Annotated in this window: 11 protein-coding genes; 7 read left to right on the top strand and 4 right to left on the bottom strand. The window is 69.0% G+C overall.

What is annotated here, in order from left to right; all coding sequences use genetic code 11:
- The first annotated feature begins 368 nt into the window (after window positions 1-368).
- Window positions 369-1,880, top strand: a complete 1,512-nt coding sequence (locus tag ASD59_RS02380) for a tryptophan halogenase family protein (protein WP_055827746.1) — start codon at window positions 369-371, stop codon at window positions 1,878-1,880.
- Here ASD59_RS02380 and ASD59_RS02375 read toward each other — a convergent pair.
- From ASD59_RS02375 to ASD59_RS02365, 3 genes are all read right to left on the bottom strand, one after another.
- Window positions 1,877-2,464, bottom strand: a complete 588-nt coding sequence (locus tag ASD59_RS02375; protein WP_055827741.1) for a hypothetical protein — start codon at window positions 2,462-2,464, stop codon at window positions 1,877-1,879. The two genes, ASD59_RS02380 and ASD59_RS02375, sit on opposite strands and share 4 nt — an antisense overlap.
- Window positions 2,465-2,563: 99 nt before the next feature.
- Window positions 2,564-3,847: a sugar MFS transporter gene (locus ASD59_RS02370; protein ID WP_055827737.1), complete on the bottom strand. Its 1,284-nt coding sequence runs from the start codon at window positions 3,845-3,847 to the stop codon at window positions 2,564-2,566.
- A gap of 184 nt (window positions 3,848-4,031) precedes the next feature.
- Window positions 4,032-6,776: a TonB-dependent receptor gene (locus ASD59_RS02365; RefSeq protein ID WP_055827735.1), complete on the bottom strand. Its 2,745-nt coding sequence runs from the start codon at window positions 6,774-6,776 to the stop codon at window positions 4,032-4,034.
- Window positions 6,777-7,069: 293 nt separating this feature from the next.
- On the opposite strand from ASD59_RS02365, the gene ASD59_RS02360 reads away from it, so the two are divergent.
- Window positions 7,070-8,881, top strand: coding sequence for an alpha-amylase family glycosyl hydrolase (locus ASD59_RS02360; protein WP_055827730.1), 1,812 nt, complete (start codon window positions 7,070-7,072; stop codon window positions 8,879-8,881).
- Window positions 8,878-10,503, top strand: coding sequence for an alpha-glucosidase family protein (locus tag ASD59_RS02355; RefSeq protein ID WP_235561696.1), 1,626 nt, complete (start codon window positions 8,878-8,880; stop codon window positions 10,501-10,503). Before ASD59_RS02360 ends, ASD59_RS02355 begins: the two co-directional genes overlap by 4 nt.
- A 2-nt stretch (window positions 10,504-10,505) precedes the next feature.
- On the opposite strand, the gene ASD59_RS02350 is transcribed toward ASD59_RS02355, so the two are convergent.
- On the bottom strand, window positions 10,506-11,552 hold the full coding sequence (locus ASD59_RS02350; protein ID WP_200943552.1) for a LacI family DNA-binding transcriptional regulator: 1,047 nt from the start codon (window positions 11,550-11,552) through the stop codon (window positions 10,506-10,508).
- Window positions 11,553-11,626: 74 nt separating this feature from the next.
- On the opposite strand from ASD59_RS02350, the gene ASD59_RS02345 reads away from it, so the two are divergent.
- From ASD59_RS02345 to ASD59_RS02330, 4 genes are read left to right on the top strand one after another with little or no spacing between them, the layout of a single operon-like run.
- Window positions 11,627-13,687 carry a glycoside hydrolase family 97 protein gene (locus tag ASD59_RS02345; protein WP_055827724.1) on the top strand — a complete coding sequence of 687 codons (2,061 nt, stop codon included), beginning with the start codon at window positions 11,627-11,629 and terminating at the stop codon, window positions 13,685-13,687.
- Window positions 13,684-15,213, top strand: coding sequence for an MFS transporter (locus tag ASD59_RS02340; RefSeq protein WP_055827721.1), 1,530 nt, complete (start codon window positions 13,684-13,686; stop codon window positions 15,211-15,213). The genes ASD59_RS02345 and ASD59_RS02340 overlap by 4 nt, the downstream gene beginning before the upstream one ends.
- Entirely contained in the window at window positions 15,210-16,148 is a 939-nt protein-coding gene (locus ASD59_RS02335) for an alpha/beta hydrolase (protein ID WP_055827718.1), read from the top strand. The genes ASD59_RS02340 and ASD59_RS02335 overlap by 4 nt, the downstream gene beginning before the upstream one ends.
- A gap of 11 nt (window positions 16,149-16,159) precedes the next feature.
- Window positions 16,160-18,562, top strand: a complete 2,403-nt coding sequence (locus ASD59_RS02330) for a glucan 1,4-alpha-glucosidase (protein ID WP_082560014.1) — start codon at window positions 16,160-16,162, stop codon at window positions 18,560-18,562.
- The last annotated feature ends 61 nt before the right edge of the window (window positions 18,563-18,623 follow it).

Genomic DNA, 18,623 nt, shown 5'->3' with positions numbered 1-18,623 from the left:
AAGTCGCGGACGGTCCCGGCGCGGGCGGCGGCGGAGGGGGCGGCGGCGGCGGAGGGGGAGGAGGCGGCGGGGGGGGCGGAGGAGGCGGCGTAACGATTCCGCCCCCTCCGCCGCCGCCGCCCCCGCCGCCACAGGCGGCGAGCGGCGTCAGAACCGCGGCGAGGAAGAGGGCCCGGGACACCAGTCCCACTGCAAATCGGTTGCGCATTGAAATACCCGACCAGGCCCCACCGCGACCCTGGACCGGGGTCGCCGTTTAGGCAATGGCTACAATGGCTTTGGTCCCGGTAAACAAATCGCGAACCCGCGGGCCGCTCTTGGAACGCCGGCGTGACTGGGGCACATCTGGAGCAGACGGGGAGCCCATCATGTCCGAACCCATCCGCTCCATTCTGATCGTCGGCGGCGGCACGGCGGGCTGGATGGCGGCGGCCGCCCTGCAGCGCACCCTGGGGCCGCACGCGAAGGTGTCGCTGGTCGAATCCGACGACATCGGCATCGTCGGCGTCGGCGAGGCCACCGTGCCGCCCATCCGCGACTTCAACGCCCTGATCGGCCTCGACGAGGCCGAGTTCATGCGCGAGACCAGGGCCACGCTGAAGGTCGCCATCGTCTTCAAGGACTGGGGCCATATCGGAAATCGCTACGTTCACCCGTTCGGCACCTTCGGCCGCGGGCCGACCCTGGCCGATTTCCAGCAGACGTATTTCTCGCTCAAGGCCCGCGGCCTGGCCGGCGACCTGGGCGACTATTCCGTGTGCTGGCGCGCCGCCGACGCCGGCAAGGTCGGAGATCGCGATCCCGATCCGCGCTCGCCGAGGAACAGCCTGTTCAGCGCCTATCATTTCGACGCCGGCCTCTACGCCAGATACCTGCGCAAGGTCTGCGAGGGCCGCGGCGTCGAGCGGATCGAAGGCAAGATCGTCGACGTCGTCCAGCGCGGCGAGGACGGCTTCATCGACGGCGTCACCCTGGAAGACGGCCGGGTCCTGAAGGCCGACCTGTTCATCGACTGCACCGGTTTCCGCGCCCTGCTGATCGAGGGCGCGCTCAAGGCCGGCTACGAGGACTGGTCCCACTGGCTGCCGGTCGACCGCGCCGTGGCCGTGCCCTGCGCCGGCGTGAAACCCCTCACGCCCTACACCCTGTCGACCGCGCGCGAGGCGGGATGGCAGTGGCGCATCGCCCTGCAGCACCGCACCGGCAACGGCTATGTCTATTGCTCGGACCATCTGTCCGACGACGCGGCGCGCGAGACCTTGCTGGCCAATCTCGACGGCGAGCCGCTGGCCGAACCGCGGCTGCTTCGCTTCGCCACCGGTCGGCGCAGGAAATACTGGGACCGCAACGTCGTCAGCCTGGGCCTGTCCAGCGGCTTCATCGAGCCTCTGGAATCGACCAGCATCCACCTGGTCCAGGCGGGCATCTACCGCCTGCTGCAGCATTTCCCGGACATGGACTTCAGCCCGGTCAACATCGACGGCTACAACCGCCGCCTCGGCCGCGAGGTCGAACTGATCCGCGATTTCGTCATCCTGCACTACCACGCCAGCCGGAGGGACGATTCTCCGTTCTGGCGCCAGGTAGCCGTCATGCCGATCCCCGACAGCCTTTCCGAACGGGTCGAGGCCTTTCGCGACCGGGCCCTGCTGTATCAGGTCTGGGCCGACGAGTATTTCAGCCAGGGGTCGTGGCTGGCGGTCATGTACGGCCAGGGGATCACCCCGCGCGGGCCCAGCCCGCTCTATGCGTACCAGGACGCCGACAAGGCCGCCGCCGGCCTGCGCAACATCTCCGAGGTGCTGGCGCGGACGGTCGACGGCCTGCCGGAACACGAGGCCTATCTGAGGGCCAACGCCATGTGGGCGGAGGACGCCTAGGGCGCGGGATCGGCGATCGCGCCGGGACTGTCGGCCGCGACGACAACCGGCGTCTCGCGCCATGCCGCGGCGGGGTTCAGGGCCGCCGTCGCCTCCAGGAAGGTCCCCGGCTTCATCGACGGCTCCTTCGCCGTCTGCAGCCCGGCGACCCGCGCGAGGTCGGCGATGAAGCTGATGCAGTTGCGGCGCCGCAGATCGTACAGCGATCCCTCCGGCCCGTGCCACCAGTCGGCGCGGGCCCGGACCGCGCGATAGACCGAGTCGCTGACCGTCATCCGCAGATAGGGCTTGCCCTCCCCCACATAGCGGGCCTCGGGCGTGGCGACGACGCCGGGGCCCGTGGCCAGAAGCAGGTGCGGACCGGGATATTTCGCCGTGAAACCCGCCGCCCAGTCGACCGCGTCGCCGGTGTCGTCCAGCGTTCCCGAGGCATGGACATAGGCGTGGGGGAACAGCAGATCGCCGCCGCGGATGCGCGCGCCGGGATGGGCGTAGAAGGTCAGGGTCACCGCGGCCCAGGCCGGGGCGGCGATCAGGGCCAGCGCCAGCCCCAGGAGTCCGGCGCGTCTCATCATGGCGATCATTCAACTCTCCGCGCCCCGCCCTATCCTGGGCGACAGGGAGCCAAACGCGCAAGGGCCGCCGACGATGCCGTCGGCGGCCCTGCCGTTTGGTCCGGTGGATCAGTGCGGCGCGGGAGCCGCCGCGCCGTCGCCGTTGCGCACCCGCGTCCGCGCCGCCGCGATGGCGAACACCGTCAGGGCGGCATAGCCCAGCATCGGCACATAGAAGGCCGGGGTCAGCACCCCGCCTGCGGCGTCGGCGATCTGCCCCGCGATCAGCGGCAGGATGGCGCCGCCGATGATGCCGAACACCAGCAGGCCCGACGTCGCCGCGGCCGGTGCGCTGGACCGCTCCAGCGTCAGGGTGAAGATGGTCGGGAACATGATCGAGTTGAATAGCCCGATCGACAGGGCCGCATAGGCCGCCGTCGTTCCACCCGTCTGGGTCACGACCGCACAGAGCAGGCCGGCGCAGACCGTGCAGACCGCCAGCAGGACCCCGGCGGGCACCCGCGTCAGCAGGGCGCTGCCCGCGAACCGGCCGATCATGGCGCCGCCCCAGTAGAAGGCGACCATCTTTCCGGCCTCTTCCAGCGGGATGTTCAGGATGCCCTCGCTGTTCAGGAAGTTGGTCAGCATCGAGCCGATGGCCACTTCGGAACCGACGTAGATGAAGATCGCCAGGGCGCCGAACAGGGCCCAGGGCGAACCGAAGGCCGCCAGGGGCGAGGCGCCCGCCACGGCGGCCGGGGCGGCGGCGTTGATCTTCTTGCGCGCCGTGAAGATGAAGGCGGCGAGCAGGGCGAAGAAGGCGCCCATGGCCAGGAAGCCGGTGTCGATGCTGCGCAGGGACTCGTTGCGCGTCGCCACGGTGACCACCGCCCCGGCGGCGAAGACGCCGCCGGTCAGCAGCACATGCGACCCCAGCCAGGGCCCGATCGTCGTGCCCAGGGAATTGAAGGCCTGCGAGAAGTTGAGCCGGAAATGCGAGCTCTTCCGGGCGCCCAGTTCGGCCACCAGCGGATTGGCCGCGACCTGCAGCAGGGTGACGCCCGAGGCGATGACGAACAGGGCCAGCAGCACGCCGGCGTACTGATCCATCATCGTCGCCACCGGCACGATCAGGCACCCCAGCACCATGGTCGCGAGGGCGGCGATGATCGCCCGGCTGTAGCCCAGCCGCGCCAGCACATAGGAGGCCGGGATCGACGCCACGCCATAGGCGATGAACCAGGCCGAGGTGGTGAAGAAGGCCTCGGTGTAGCTGAGGTCGAAGACGCGCCGCACCGCCGCGATCAGCGGGTCGATCAGCGAGGTGGCGAAGCCCCATGCGAAGAACAGGGTCGTCACATAGGCGAAGGCCACGCCGGTCTTCTGGGTGGCCGGAACTTGGGTGTCGGTCATTTCACTCCCCTGATCGCCGCGGCGTCCCCACGCGCGGCTGTTGGCGTCTTTGGTTTCATCCGTGGGCGGTTGCGTCCAGCGCTTTGAGGGAAATCGTAACCAAAAGTGGCCGGACGCCGCCGCCGGAAACGAAAAGGCCGCCCCGGTTTCCCGCGGCGGCCCCTTCCTGACCGGGTTGGGACGGTCAGTAGCGGTAGTTCAGTCCGAACAGGAAGGTCCGGCCGTAGGACTGGTAGTCGATGATCCGGCGCTCGTCGCCGCCCTCGTAGGTGTAGAATGGTTCGTCGGTCAGATTGTTGACCTGGAACAGGGCCGACAGGCCTTCCAGCGGTCCGGCCTGGAATTCGTAGCCGATCTGGGCGTCCACGATGTTCTCGGCGGCGACCCGGCGGAAGGTGCGGCCGTTGCCGAAGCCGGCGACCTCCCCCACAAACTCGGACCGGTAGCGGTTCGAGACGCGGGCCTGAACGCCGTCCTTCTCGTAGTAGAGCGTCAGGTTGGCGACCGTTTCCGACAGACCGGGGATCGGCTCGGCGGGATTCCCCAGGTCCGGCTGGATCTTGCTTTCGGTCTGCGAAACCGACAGCTGACCCCCGAACCCTTCCAGCCAGGGAGAGATGAAGTCGAACGGGGTCGAGACCGCAAGCTCGATGCCGTAGATCTCGCCGCCCTCGCCGTTCTCCGGCTGGGTGTAGGTGCCCTGGCGGTAGACCCCGGTCGCCGGCGGGAAGCCGGTGTAGTCGAAGGGCGTCGTCCGGTCGTAGACGTAGGTCTCGAGGTCCTTGTAGTAGGCCGCGACCGAGAAGTAGGCCGAGCGGCCGAAATACTGCTCGAACGAGATGTCGAAGACGTTGGCGATCCAGGGACGAAGCTGCGGGTTGCCGCCGCCGCCGGTGAAGGGCGGGTTCAGCGGATCGTAGGCCGGGAGGTTCGCGCCGGGCGCGGCGGGGTCGTCGCGGCTGGCGTTGTAGCTGAAGGTCCGGCTGGCGCGCATCTGGTCCATGCGGGCGCGCGACAGGGTCCGGGCGGCCGCCAGGCGCAGGAAGCGCGACTCCGCCAGTTCGAAGATCAGGTTGGCGCTCGGCAGGATCTCCCAGTAGTCGTCGCCGCCGGAAATCGCGATGGATTCAGACACGCCGGTGCCGATCTGACGCGCGGCGAAGCCGTCGGAACTCTGCTCGGTATACTGCCCCTGGATGCCGAAATTGCCGGTCAGGGGGAAGGGCCCCACCGTCGTGTTGATGTCGAACTTGACGAACGGGGTGGTGACCCGCTCCTCCACGAACCAGTTGCCCGCGCGCACATCGGCGTTGGGGTTGCGGATCATGTTGTAGAAGCCGCTCCGCACCAGGCCGAGGGCGTCGTAGCTGATCATCCGGGGAATGCCGAGATAGGCCAGCGACGTCGGATCGAGGCGGAAGGCCGTCGGTACGACGGCCGAGGCGCCCCCGGGGACGCCGAGGTAGAACTGGTCGTTGATGAATTCCTTCTCGCGCTTCGACGCATAGACGCCGACCTCGACGCCGCTGATGAAGGACCAGTCGACATCGCCTTCCAGCGAGAAGCGGGCGCCGGTCAGTTCGTCATTGACGGTCGGCGAATTCAGATAGCCGTCCTGGCCGCCGGGGATCACGTCCCCGCCCCAGCCCTGCGGACTGGTCAGGCGGATCAGGTTGAAATCGCCGTAATCTAGGCCCGCCGAGAAACGGGTGATGTCGTCGCTGGTCCGGAAGCCGATCGTGTCGGTCGCGCCCACGGGGCCCCGGCCGGTGCCCGCATAGGTTTCCAGGATCTGGTCGGTGCGCTCGACCGACGAGTAGTTGACGTCGGCGTTCAGCGACCAGACGTCATTGAGCCGGAACTCGCCATTCCAGCCCAGCGAGGTCAGGGTGCTCTCACGCTCGTTGACGTCGTTGCGGACCACGCCCTTGACGCCGGTGTAGGTGCCGGCGACCACCAGCCCGTCCTCGACGGTGAAGCCCGGCTGCAGCTGGGCCGCCGACCAGAACAGCGGCAGTTCGATGCCGCGCAGGATCTGGGTGTTGTCGAACTCGGAATAGAAGGCGTCGAACGTCATGTGGACGCGATCGTTCGGCTTCAGCTCCAGCACGCCGATGTAGCCGTTCCGCTCCAGGTTGGCGGACATGACATAGGGTTTGGAGCCGCCGATCACCCGCGGCCCGCCGCCGGTGACCTCGGGATAGCCCCAGGCGTTGAAGCGTTCGGACTGATAGGGGCTTTCGATGTGCGCATAGCCCAGCACGACGCCGATCGTGTCGTCGGCGAACTGGTCGATGTAGGACACGCTGTAGCGCCAGCCGCTGTCGTCGCTCCCCGCGTTCAGGGCGCCGATGTCGTTGAGCTCGTAGCGCAGGTTCGCCGCGATGGCCTGACGGCCGTACTCCAGCGGGCGAATGACGCGCAGATCGGCGGTGCCGGCCAGGCCCTGGCCGATCAGGGCGGCGTCAGGCGTCTTGTAGACGACGACGCTGCCCAGCAGTTCGGACGGATACTGGTCGAACTCGACGCCGCGGTTGTCGCTGGTCGTCACCTGCTCGCGCCCGTTCAGCAGGGCCGTGGTGAAGTCGGGACCCAGGCCGCGGATCGAGATGTTCTGGCCCCGGCCGTCCAGGCGCTGCAGCGCCAGACCCGGGAGGCGGCCCAGCGATTCGGCGATCGACACGTCCGGCAGCTTGCCAATGTCCTCGGCGGTGACGACCTCGACGATCGAGGTCTCATTGCGCTTGGCCGCGATCGAATTCTGGATCGAGGCCCGGATGCCGGTGACGATGACCTCGTCGATCTCGGTCGCATCGGGGTCCTGGACGGGCTCCTGCGCCGCGGCGGATCCCGCAACGGCCATGAAGCCGACGGCGCCGATCGCGGCGCCCGCAAGCAGACGGGCGCGTCGCGTGATGGGGGTTCTCATCGTCATTCTCTCCCTGGCGCCGGCGCATTTCTGACGAAGCGTCCGGTCTGTCATCGCAAAGTTATGCAAACTTATGGGAACGTTGCAAGCCGGTAATCTTCGGGACAGGCATGGACGTGGCCGAAATGTGACGCGCGGCGACGCCATATTGCACTGCACAAGGCGACTTTCCCTTGCAGCGCCGCATTTCGGACGCCAAGGCTGGACGGATTGACAGACGGCTCCGACGCTGCAAAATCTTGCAAACCGATCCGCCGGGCCACGACGTCCACGGACATTGAGGAACGCCAGACATGACAGGACACGCCAGCCGGTGGACTCGCGCCTGCGTCGCCGCCCTGGCGGCCGGCATCGCCTCGACCGCCTGGGCCCAGCCCTCTCCCGACAGTCTCGAGGCGCTGCGCCAGCGCCCGGCCGAGGACGAGGTGGTCTATTTCCTGCTGCCCGACCGGTTCGAGAACGGCGATCCCGCCAACGACCGCGGCGGCGCCCGCGGCGACCGCCTGGCCACCGGCCATGATCCGGCCGATCCCGGCTTCTATCACGGCGGCGACCTCAAGGGCCTGACCGCGCGGCTCGACTATATCCAGGGCATGGGCGCCACCGCCCTGTGGATCGCGCCGCCCTTCGTCAACAAGCCGGTCCAGGGTCCCCCGGGCCAGGAAAGCGCCGCCTACCACGGCTACTGGATCACCGACTTCACCCGGATCGATCCGCATTTCGGGACCAACGCCGACTTCCGCGTCCTGGTCGACGCCGCCCATGCGCGGGGGATGAAGGTCTATCTCGACATCGTCATCAACCACACCGCCGACGTCATCCGCTACCGGGAATGCCCGGCCAACGACTGCGGCTACCGCTGGAAGGGCGACTATCCGTACCAGCGTCGCGGCGGCCTGACGGGCGAACCGATCAACCCCGGCTTCACGGGCGCCCCGGGCGGCGACTTCTCGAGCCTGACCCGGCCCGACTATGCGTACACCCCGTACGTCCCCGCGGGCGAGGAGACGGTCAAGGTCCCGGCCTGGCTCAACGACGTCGGCCTCTATCACAACCGCGGCAACAGCGCCTGGTACAGCGAAGCCCGCATGGACGGCGACTTCTCCGGCCTCGACGATCTGTTCACGGAACATCCGCGCGTCGTCGAGGGCTTCATCGACGTCTACGGCGGCTGGATCGACGACTACGGCGTCGACGGCTTCCGCATCGACACGGCCCGTCATGTGAACCCCGAGTTCTGGCGGGCCTTCGTCCCCGCCATCCTCGAACGCGCCCGCGCCAGGGGCATCCCGAACTTCCACATCTTCGGCGAGACCTACGACTTCCAGTCCGGCACGGCGGCCATGCACACCGTGGTCGACGGCCTGCCGACGGTGCTGGACTTCGCCTATCAGCGCGTCGTCCAGAACATGGTCACCGGCGTCCAGCACCCCGACGCCATGGGCTATCTGCTGATGGAGGACGCCATCTACGCCGGCGGGGCGGAGACGGCGCTGCGCCTGCCGACCTTCACCGGCAACCATGACATGGGCCGGATCGGCCATCTGATCCTGACCGCGAAGCCCGACATCTCCGACGCCGAGCTGCTGGACCGGTCGGCCCTCGCCCATGCCCTGGTGCTGCTGGGCCGCGGCGTGCCGGTCATCTACTACGGCGACGAACAGGGCTTCACCGGCGACGGCGACGACCGCCGGTCGCGTCAGGACATGTTCGAGACCCGCGTCCCCTCCTATGCCGACGACCGCCGCATCGGCGCGGCCGTCGGCCCGTTCGACGCGGACGCCGACATGTACCGCCGTATCGCCGAAATGACCCGCGCCCGGGCCGCCGACGTCCGCCTGCGCCGCGGGCGCGTCGTGGTCCGCACCGCCGACCAGACCCCGGGCGTTCTCGCCCTCTCCCGTCTCGATGATGACGGCGAGACGCTGGTGGTGTTCAACACCTCGACGGAAGCGCGCGAGGTCAATGTCGCGGTCGAGACGGGGTCCGCCGACTGGCGCGCCCTGATCGGCTCCTGCCCCGCCCGCAGCGCCGCTCCGGGCGCCGTCTCTGTTTCCGTGCCCGCCCTGGGCTATCTTGTCTGCGTATCCGAAAGACCAGCGTGACCGCCCAGATTCTCGAACATCCGACCGCCCTGCCCGACGCCGCCGAATGGTGGCGCGGCGCTGTCATCTATCAGGTCTATCCGCGCAGTTTCGCCGACACCAACGGCGACGGCGTCGGCGATCTGGCCGGTGTCGCCGAACACCTCGACCACATCGCCTCCCTGGGCGTGGACGGGGTCTGGCTCAGCCCCTTCTTCACCTCGCCGATGAAGGATTTCGGCTATGACGTCGCCGACTATTGCGATGTCGATCCGATCTTCGGAAGCCTGGCCGACTTCGACCGCCTGATCGAGAAGGCGCACCGCCTCGGCTTGAAGATCATCACCGACCTCGTCTTCGCCCACACCTCGGACCAGCACGCCTGGTTCGGGGAAAGCCGCCAGTCGCGCACCAATCCGAAGGCGGACTGGTTCGTCTGGGCCGACGCCAGACCCGACGGCTCGCCGCCGTCCAACTGGCAGTCGGTGTTCGGCGGCCCGGCCTGGACCTGGGACGCGCGGCGCGGCCAGTACTACATGCACAATTTCCTGCCGGAGCAGCCGCAGCTGAACCTGCACAATCCCGACGTCCAGGACGCCCTGCTGGACGCCGCCCGCTTCTGGCTCGACCGGGGCGTCGACGGCTTCCGCTTCGACGCCATCAACTTCTCGATGCACGACCCGAAGCTGACCGACAATCCGCCCCTGCCGCCCGGCGGCAAGCGCACCCGGCCGTTCGACTTCCAGGACAAGGTCCACAACCAGTCCCAGCCCGGCATCGTCGACTTCCTCGCCCGCATCCGCGCCCTGACCGACAGCTACGGCGGTCGCTTCAGCGTGGCCGAGGTCGGCGGCGATCACGCCGAACGCGAGATGCAGGCCTTCACCCAGGGCGACGACCATCTGAACAGCGCTTATGGCTTCCTCTACCTCTACGCCCCGACGCTCGGAGCGGCGCTGGTGCGCGAGGGGGCCGAGGCCTGGCACGGCCGCGACGGTCAGGGCTGGCCGTCCTGGACCTTCTCCAACCACGACGCCCCGCGCGCCATCTCCCGCTGGGCCGGGGACCGCGATCTGCGGGCCTACGCCGAGATGGCGATGCTGCTGCTGATGACCCTGCGCGGCAACGTCTTCATCTACCAGGGCGAGGAACTGGCCCTGCCCCAGGCCGAGGTCCCGTTCGACCGGCTGGTCGATCCCGAGGCCATCGCCAACTGGCCCCAGACTCTCGGCCGGGACGGCGCCCGCACCCCCATTCCGTGGACCGCCGACAAGCCGCAGGCCGGCTTCTCGACCGTCGAGCCGTGGCTGCCGGTCGATCCGCGCCATGTGCCCCTGTCCGTCGACCGCCAGGAACGCGATCCCTCATCCATGCTGCACGCCACGCGTCGGCTGGTCGCCTTCCGCAAGGCGCATCCCGCCCTGACGCTGGGCGAGATGACCCTGCTGGAGTCCGGCGACGACCTTCTGGCGTTCGAACGCGTCCATGGCGGCGAGCGACTGGTCTGCGTCTTCAACCTCGGCCGTCAGCCGGCGGTCTGGACCCTGCCGGCAGGCCATCGGATCATCGAGGCCGTCAATCTGGATTCACCGCCGACGGGGACCCTGCCCCCCATGGCGGGACTGGTTCTGGCGGCCGGATGACCTCAGCCGCCGCAACTCTCGCGCACGATCAGGTCGGTGGGGATTCGTTCCGACCGGCCGACGGAGTCGCCGGGGTTGTCGAGCAGCTTGGACACCAGCAGCCGGCCCGCCTTCATCGTGTCCTGGGCGATGGTCGACAGGGCCGGGCGGGCGTAGCGGCTGAACGGCACATTGTCGAAGCCGATCACGGACACGTCCTCGGGCACGCGCAGGTTGGCGTGCAGCAGGGCCCGCACGGCGCCCAGGGCGATCTGGTCCGAGGCGCAGACGACGCCGTCGAACTTCACCCCGCGCCGGATCAGGCTGTCGACCGAGGCCTCGGCCGACTCGACCTCGAAATGGGCCTCCATGATCAGGTCGGGATCGACCTCGATCCCCGACCTGGCCAGGGCTTCCAGATAGCCGCGGTGGCGCTGCATGGCCTCGGGCGGCTCGAGATCGCCCAGGAAGACGATGCGTTTGCGCCCCAGCCGCGCCAGATGCAGGGTCGCGCGCCGGCCGCCCGCGAGATTGTCCGACCCGACCGAGCAATAGGCCTGGTCCGGCATCTGGGCGCCCCAGACCACGAAACGGCCCTCGGTCTCGGCCAGCCGGTTCAGGCTCTGGTGCAGGGCGCTTTGGCCGAGGAAGATCACGCCGTCGGCCCGGCTGGTGTTCATCGCCGCCGACAGGTCGTCGTAACTGGTGGGCGAGAAATGGCTCATGATCACGTCGCAGCCGCGCTCCCGCGCCGCCTCGCCGACGCCGGCCAGAAGCTCGAGGAAGAAGGGGTCGCTCAGCCGGCCCTCGCGGCCCTGCGGCCGGGGCGTCACCAGGGCGATGACGCCGTCGGCGCCGATCGGCCCGGCGGGCATGTAGCGGCGGAACGGATAGTCGTGCTCGCGCGCCAGCTTCCAGATCAGCTGTTTGGTGCGCGCATTGACCGCCGGGCTGTCGTTCAGCGCCCGCGACGCCGTGGAGATCGACACGCCCGCCAGCTTGGCCAGGTCTTCCAGACGGGTGTTGCGGCGGCTCAAGCGCGGACTCCGGTCGATATCATGTCTGCAAATTTTGCTGCAAACCTTGCTTGTTCTGCGCCGTTACGGCCGCGCTTGGCAAGTGCCCTCACCTGGAGCGCCCCTGCATGCTGACCCGCCGGTTCCTGATCTCGACCACCGCCCTTCTGGCGACCCTGCCCGCCGCCGCGAAGGCGCAGGAGCCTGCGACGGCGGTCGGGGCCGCATCGCCCGAGGGCGTCCTGTCCGTGTCGGTGACGGTCACCGGCGAGGGCCGTCCGGAATACAGCGTCAGCCGCCTGGGCCGCCCCGTCATCGCCCCCTCCCGCCTCGGTTTCCTGTTGACCGACGCGGCCAAGCTGGAGCGCAATTTCGCCGTCACGGCCGACGCCCCGACGTCCCACGACGACACCTGGGAGCAGCCGTGGGGCGAGCGCCGTTTCATCCGCAACCGCTACACCCAGCTGCGCGTCCATCTGACCGAGAAGGGGGGCCTGGAGCGGCGGATCGACGTGGTCTTCCGCCTGTATGACGACGGCCTCGGCTTCCGCTACGAATTCCCCGACCAGCCCAATCTGAAGACCGTCAGCATCGGCGACGAGCTGACCGAGTTCGCCGTCGTCGATTCCGGCACGGCCTGGTGGATTCCCGCCTTCGAGTGGAACCGCGAGGAATATCTCTACAACCGCACCCGCATCGACTCGGTCGGCGTGGCCCAGACCCCGCTCACCCTCCGCACCGACGACGGCCTGCACGTCTCCATCCACGAGGCCGCCCTGATCGACTATTCCGGCATGAACCTGCGCCGGGTCGAGGGCGGGCGGTTCAAGGCGGCCCTGACGCCGGGCCTGACCAATGCGGCGGTCGAGCTGACCACCCCCTTCACCACCCCCTGGCGCACCCTGCAGATCGCCGACCGCGCCGGCGACCTGGTCGAATCCAGCCTGATCCTGAACCTGAACGAGGCGAACAGGCTCGGCGACGTCAGCTGGTTCAAGCCGATGAAATACGTCGGCATCTGGTGGGAAATGCACCTCGACCTGAAGACCTGGAACTCGGGTCCGAAGCACGGCGCCACCACCGAAAACGCCATCAAGCATATCGACTTCGCGGCCGAGCACGGCTTCGGCGGCGTCCTGATCGAGGGCTGGAACGTCGGCTGGGACGGCGAATGGTTCGGCACGGGCTGGAACTACAGCTTCACCCAGAGCTATCCCGATTTCGACATCGAACGCGTCGCCGCCTACGCCCGCGCCAGGGGCGTCGAGATCATCGGCCACCACGAAACCGGCGGCAACGCCTTCCACTACGAGCAACAGCTCGACGCCGCCTTCGCCCAGATGCAGCGGTTCGGCTGGCACTCGGTCAAGACCGGCTATGTCGCCGACGCCGCCGGCGCCCGGGTGCGCGGCCCCGACGGCCAGCCCCGGCTGGCCTGGCACGAAAGCCAGCCGATGGCGCAGCACCATCTCCGCGTCGTCCAGACCGCCGCCAAATACCAGGTCGCCGTCAACGCCCACGAGCCCTTCAAGGACACGGGCCTGCGCCGGACATATCCCAACATGATCTCCCGCGAGGGCGCCCGCGGCACGGAGTTCAGCGCCTGGGGCCAGCCCGGCAATCCGCCCGAGCACGAGGTGAACCTGGTCTTCACCCGCCTGCTGGCCGGGCCCATGGACTACACCCCGGGCGTCTTCGGCATGCAGACCCGCGCGCCCGACGGCATCGCCACCACCTGGGCCAAACAGCTGGCCCTGTATGTGACCATCTACAGCCCGATCCAGATGGCCGCCGACCTGCTGGCGAACTACGAGGCCAACCCCGGCCCGTTCCAGTTCATCAAGGACGTCGCCGTCGACTGGTCCGACACCCGCGTGCTGAACGGCGAGATCGGGGACTTCGTCACCATCGCCCGCAAGGACCGCAACTCCGACCAGTGGTTCCTCGGCGCCATCACCGACGAGCATCCGCGCGCGCTGGACGCGTCCCTGTCCTTCCTCGACCCGGGCCGCCGCTACCGCGCCGAAATCTACCGCGACGCCCCCGACGCCCACTGGCGAACCAACCGCGAAGCCATCGTCATCGAGCAGCGCGAGGTCACCGGCGCCGACACCCTCAGCCTGCGCCTCGCCCCCGGCGGCGGCCAGGCCATCCGCTTCGTTCCGCTGGGCCGGGGACGCCGCGCATGACCGCCGCCGACCACGTCTGGCGGACGCGGCCGCGCCTCAGCCAGCTCGCCATCTGGAACATGTGCGTCGGCTTCTTCGGCATCCAGATCGGCTTCGCCCTGCAGAACGGCAACGCCAGCCGCATCTTCCAGACCCTGGGCGCCGAGGTCGACAACCTCGCCATCCTGTGGATCGCCGCGCCCCTGACCGGCCTGCTGGTCCAGCCGATCATCGGCCATTTCAGCGACAGGACCTGGGGCCCTCTCGGCCGCCGCCGGCCCTATTTCCTGGTGGGGGCGATCCTGACCTCGGCGGCCATGATCTACATGCCCAACGCCCCGAGCCTGTGGCTGGCGGCGGCGACCCTGTGGGTCATGGACGCGGCCATCAATGTCACCATGGAGCCGTTCCGCGCCTTCGTCGGCGACAACCTGCCGGACGAGCAGCGCACCCGCGGCTACGCCATGCAGACCTTCTTCATCGGCGCCGGGGCCGTGCTGGCCTCCTGCCTGCCCTGGCTCCTGACCAACGTCTTCCACGTGGTCTCGACCGCGCCCGAGGGGGTGACGCCGGACTCGGTCAAACTGTCCTTCTACATCGGCGCCGCCGGCCTGCTTCTGGCCGTGCTCTGGACCGTCGTCTCGACGCGCGAATACAGCCCCGAACAGATCGACGCCTTCGAGACCGCCCGCACCGCACGGGGTCCCGACGACCGTCAGGCCCCCGCCCGCTCGCACCGCGCATATTACATCGGCGGCGTCGTCTGGGGCTTCATCGGCGCCGTCGGCATCGGCGTGGTGTCATGGGCCGGGCTCGAGAAGGAGCTCTACGTCCTGTTCGGCTTCCTCGTCGGCTTCGGCCTGCTCCAGCTGGCCGTCGGCGCCCTGCACGCCGCCCGCCGCTCGAACAGCCTGACCGAGATCATCGACGACGTCTTCCGCATGCCGAAGACGATGCGCGGCCTTGCCGTAGTCCAGTTTTTCAGCTGGTTCGCCCTGTTCGCCATGTGGATCTACACCACCGCCGCCGTCACCGCCGTCCACTACGGGACCAGCGACCCCACCTCGACGGCGTACAATGAGGGGGCCAACTGGGTCGGCGTCCTGTTCGGCGTCTACAACGGCGTCGCCGCCCTGACCGCCTTCGCCATCCCGGTCGTCGCCCGCCGCACGGGCCGCAAGGCCGCCCACGCCATCAATCTCGCCCTCGGCGGCCTCGGCCTGGTCGGCGTCTTCCTGATCCGCGATCCCCAGCTGCTGTGGCTGCCCATGATCGGCGTCGGCGTCGCCTGGGCCTCGATCCTGTCCATGCCCTACGCCATCCTCGCGGGCGCCGTCCCGGGCCGGAAAATGGGCGTCTACATGGGCATCTTCAACATTTTCATCGTCGTGCCCCAGCTGCTTGCCGCCACCATCCTGGGCCTGATCCTCAAGGGCCTGTTCGACGGCCAGGCCATCTGGGCCCTCGTCCTCGGCGGCGTCAGCTTCTTCATCGCCGCCGCCTGCAGCCTCAAGGTCACCGAGCCGAAGACGGAGACCGCGGCGTGATCGGGCGCCGCACGCTTCTGACCGGCCTCGCCGCCCTTCCCATGGCGGCGCACGCGTCCCGCGCCCGCGCCGACGCCCCGACCGAAGGCCGCCTCTTCGAACACCAGCAGATGGCCTCGGCCCACGTCCAGCCGCGCGACGTCACCGTCTGGCTGCCCCCGGGCTACGACGGCTCGGAAGCCCGCTACCCCGTCCTCTACATGCACGACGGCCAGAACCTGTTCGACGGCGCGCGGGCGTCCTACGGCAAGGAATGGGGCGTCGACGAGCACGTCGCCCGCCTGTCCGCCAACGGCCAGATCCGCACGCCCATCGTCGTCGGCATCGGCAACACGCCGCTGCGGCTGCGCGAATACATCCCCGCCGACCTGATCCGCGCCCTGCCCGACGACATGCGCGCCGACATCCAGTCCATCTACGGCGGCGAGCCCCTGTCCGACGGCTATCTGCGCTTCATGGTCGAGGAGCTGAAACCCTTCATCGACCGCACATACCGGACCCGCGCGGGCCGCGACGACACCGTGGTCATGGGCTCCAGCATGGGCGGGCTGATCTCGCTCTACGCCCTGATGAAATACCCCGGCGTCTTCGGCGCCGCCGGCTGCGTCTCGACCCACTGGCCCCTCCGCATCGAACAGATCACGGACGAGGCGGCGCTGGCGGCCTGGCGCGAACGGCTGGTCTCGGCCTGGACCCGCGTCGTCCTCGACGGCCTGCCGAACCGGCGCAATCACCGCCTCTATTTCGATCGCGGCGACGAGACCCTGGACGCCTTCTACGCCGTCTTCCAGTCGCGCATCGACCAGACCATCCGCGACGAAGGCTGGGGCCCCGACCGCTTCCGCAGCCTCGTCTTCCCCGGGGCCGAACACAACGAAGCCTCGTGGAACCAGCGCCTCGACGTGCCCCTCGCCTTCCTGCTTCCCCCTGCCTGACGAGTCCTCCCATGCGCATCATCTCCCGCCTCGCATCCGGCGTCGCCCTTGCCGCCCTCGCCGGCTGCGCCACCTTGGACGCCGCCCCGGTCGCGGACGCGCCCGCGCCTGTCATTTCCGCCGTCGCCCCCGGCGCGCCGGGTGACCGCCCCACCTGGTCCAACGCCGCCAAGACCGGCGCGGGCGCCTCGTACGAAGCCTATGTCGACGGCCAGTACCGCGACGGCGGCCGCACCGGCGACGTCAGCCGCGTCTGGTTCTCCCTCGCCGACGGCGTCCTGACCGAGACCATGTACGGCCTGATCCACCAAGCCCAGATCAAGCAGCTGCGCTTCGCCGTCGTCACCGACACCGGCCTGTCGGTCGAGGGGACCGACACCACCAGCCGCACCGAATATCTGCACACGGACGATCACGGCCGCCCGCTGTCGCCGGCCTACCGGGTCATCACCACGGACAAGCAGGGCCGGTACGAGATCGAGAAGCGGATCTTCACCGATCCGGACAATCAGGCGCTCGTGGTCCGCGCGACGATCCGGGCCCTGAAGGGCCAGGTCACACCCTATGTCCTGCTCGAACCCCACATGGCCAATACCGGCGTCGGTGATTCCGGCGAGGCCCAGCGCGGCGCGCTCCATGCCTCGGAAGGCGATGTCCATCTGACGTTCCGGCCGACCTTGCCATTCGAGACCGCCAGCGTCGGCTTCGTCGGCGCGTCGGACGGCCTGACCGATCTGGCCGACGGTCGCCTGGACAACGTCCATGAGACCACCGGAAACCAGCCGGGCGCCATCATGCTGACGGGCGGCTTGCCGCGGCTCGGGCCGAATCAGTCGTTGAGCCGCGACTTCGTCATCGGCTTCGGCTCGACCCGGACGGCCGCCAGCAGCGCCGCGAACCGGACCGTTGCGACCGGCCTCGACGAGGTCCTCGCCCGCTTCAACGGCGAGGGCGACCGCGTCGGCTGGGAGGACTACATCGCCTCCCTGACCGACCTCCCCCGCATCGCCGAACAGTCCACCGACGGCGGCAAACTCGCCTGGGCCTCGGCCCTGATGCTGAAGGTGCAGGAGGACCGCACCTACGCCGGGGCCCTGATCGCGTCGCTGTCCAACCCGTGGGGCGACACCGTCGACGCCACCGAATCCTCGACCGGCTACAAGGCCGTCTGGCCGCGCGACTTCTATCAGGTCGCCATGGCCCTGATGGCCCTGGGGGACGCCGAGACGCCCGTCGCCGCCTTCCGCTACCTGCCCCGGGTCCAGGTTCGCGCCGACACGCCCGGCAATACCGGCGCGACCGGCTGGTTCCTGCAGAAGACCCACGTCGACGGCGAGATCGAATGGGTCGGGGTCCAGCTCGACCAGACCGCCATGCCCATCATGCTGGGCTGGAAGCTGTGGAAGGCGGGCCGCATCGGCGACGCCGAACTGGCCGCCATCTACGCCCGGATGATCAAGCCGGCCGCCGACTTCCTCGTCGACGGCGGCACGGCCGGCATCCTGTGGAACGACCGCCGGATCACCCCGCCCTGGACCCAGCAGGAACGGTGGGAGGAGCAGGAGGGCTATTCTCCTTCCACCACCGCCGCCGTCATCACCGGCCTGACCGTCGCCGCCGACATCGCCCGCGCCTCGGGCGATCCCGCCTCGGCCGCCCGCTATCTGGCCGCCGCCGACGACTATGCCTCCAAGGTCGAGGCGCGCATGTTCACCACCGCCGGCGAATACGGCGACGGCCGCTACTTCCTGCGCCTCAGCCGCAATGAAAACCCCAACGACAAGCTGCCGCTGGGCGAGAACAACGGCCAGCCCGCCATGCCCGAGGACCGCATCATCGACGGCGGCTTCCTCGAGCTGGTCCGCTACGGCGTGCGCGCCGCCGACGCCCCCTCGATCGTCGCCAGCCTGCCCGAATATGACGACCAGACGCGCGAGGCCCGCTTCCGCGTCCGCTACGACCTGAACGGCGTCCCGGGCTTCCGCCGCTACGGCAACGACGGCTATGGCGAGAACGCCGACACCGGCGGAAACTACGGCGTCGGCGGCATGACCCCGGGCCAGCGCGGCCGGGTCTGGCCCATCTTCACCGGCGAACGCGGCCACTACGAACTGGCCGCCCTGCTGGCCAACCCGTCCGCCGATCAGGACTGGAACCGGGCGCAGCTGAACCTCATCCGCCAGACTTACGTGCGCGGCATGGAGTCCTTCGGCAACGACGGTCTGCTGCTGCCGGAACAGGTCTGGGACGGCGTCGGCGACGCCACGCCGCACGGCTACCGGCCCGGCCAGGGCACCAACTCCGCCACCCCCCTGGCCTGGACCCACGCCGAATACATCAAGCTGCTGCGCTCCCTCGCCGACCGGGCGGTCTGGGATCGCTATGCGCCGGTGGAGGCGCGATACGCCCGATAGGCCATGTCCCCAGGCGGCCCAGGGACGTGAAAAGGCGGGACCGTCGCCGGTCCCGCCTTCC

This window comes from Brevundimonas sp. Root608 (genome assembly GCF_001427825.1).
Classification (GTDB): Bacteria; Pseudomonadota; Alphaproteobacteria; order Caulobacterales; family Caulobacteraceae; genus Brevundimonas.
Note: the sequence above shows the minus strand (reverse complement) of the source record. Positions and strands in the feature narration are given on the sequence as shown.

Excerpts from the sequence above, each read along its gene's own strand:
- ASD59_RS02345 (WP_055827724.1), top strand. The coding sequence starts at position 11,627 with ATGCTGACCCGCCGGTTCCTGATCTCGACCACCGCCCTTCTGGCGACC.
- ASD59_RS02340 (WP_055827721.1), top strand. The coding sequence starts at position 13,684 with ATGACCGCCGCCGACCACGTCTGGCGGACGCGGCCGCGCCTCAGCCAG.
- ASD59_RS02365 (WP_055827735.1), bottom strand. The coding sequence starts at position 6,776 with ATGAGAACCCCCATCACGCGACGCGCCCGTCTGCTTGCGGGCGCCGCG.
- ASD59_RS02330 (WP_082560014.1), top strand. The coding sequence starts at position 16,160 with ATGCGCATCATCTCCCGCCTCGCATCCGGCGTCGCCCTTGCCGCCCTC.
- ASD59_RS02380 (WP_055827746.1), top strand. The coding sequence starts at position 369 with ATGTCCGAACCCATCCGCTCCATTCTGATCGTCGGCGGCGGCACGGCG.
- ASD59_RS02360 (WP_055827730.1), top strand. The coding sequence starts at position 7,070 with ATGACAGGACACGCCAGCCGGTGGACTCGCGCCTGCGTCGCCGCCCTG.
- ASD59_RS02375 (WP_055827741.1), bottom strand. The coding sequence starts at position 2,464 with ATGATCGCCATGATGAGACGCGCCGGACTCCTGGGGCTGGCGCTGGCC.
- ASD59_RS02370 (WP_055827737.1), bottom strand. The coding sequence starts at position 3,847 with ATGACCGACACCCAAGTTCCGGCCACCCAGAAGACCGGCGTGGCCTTC.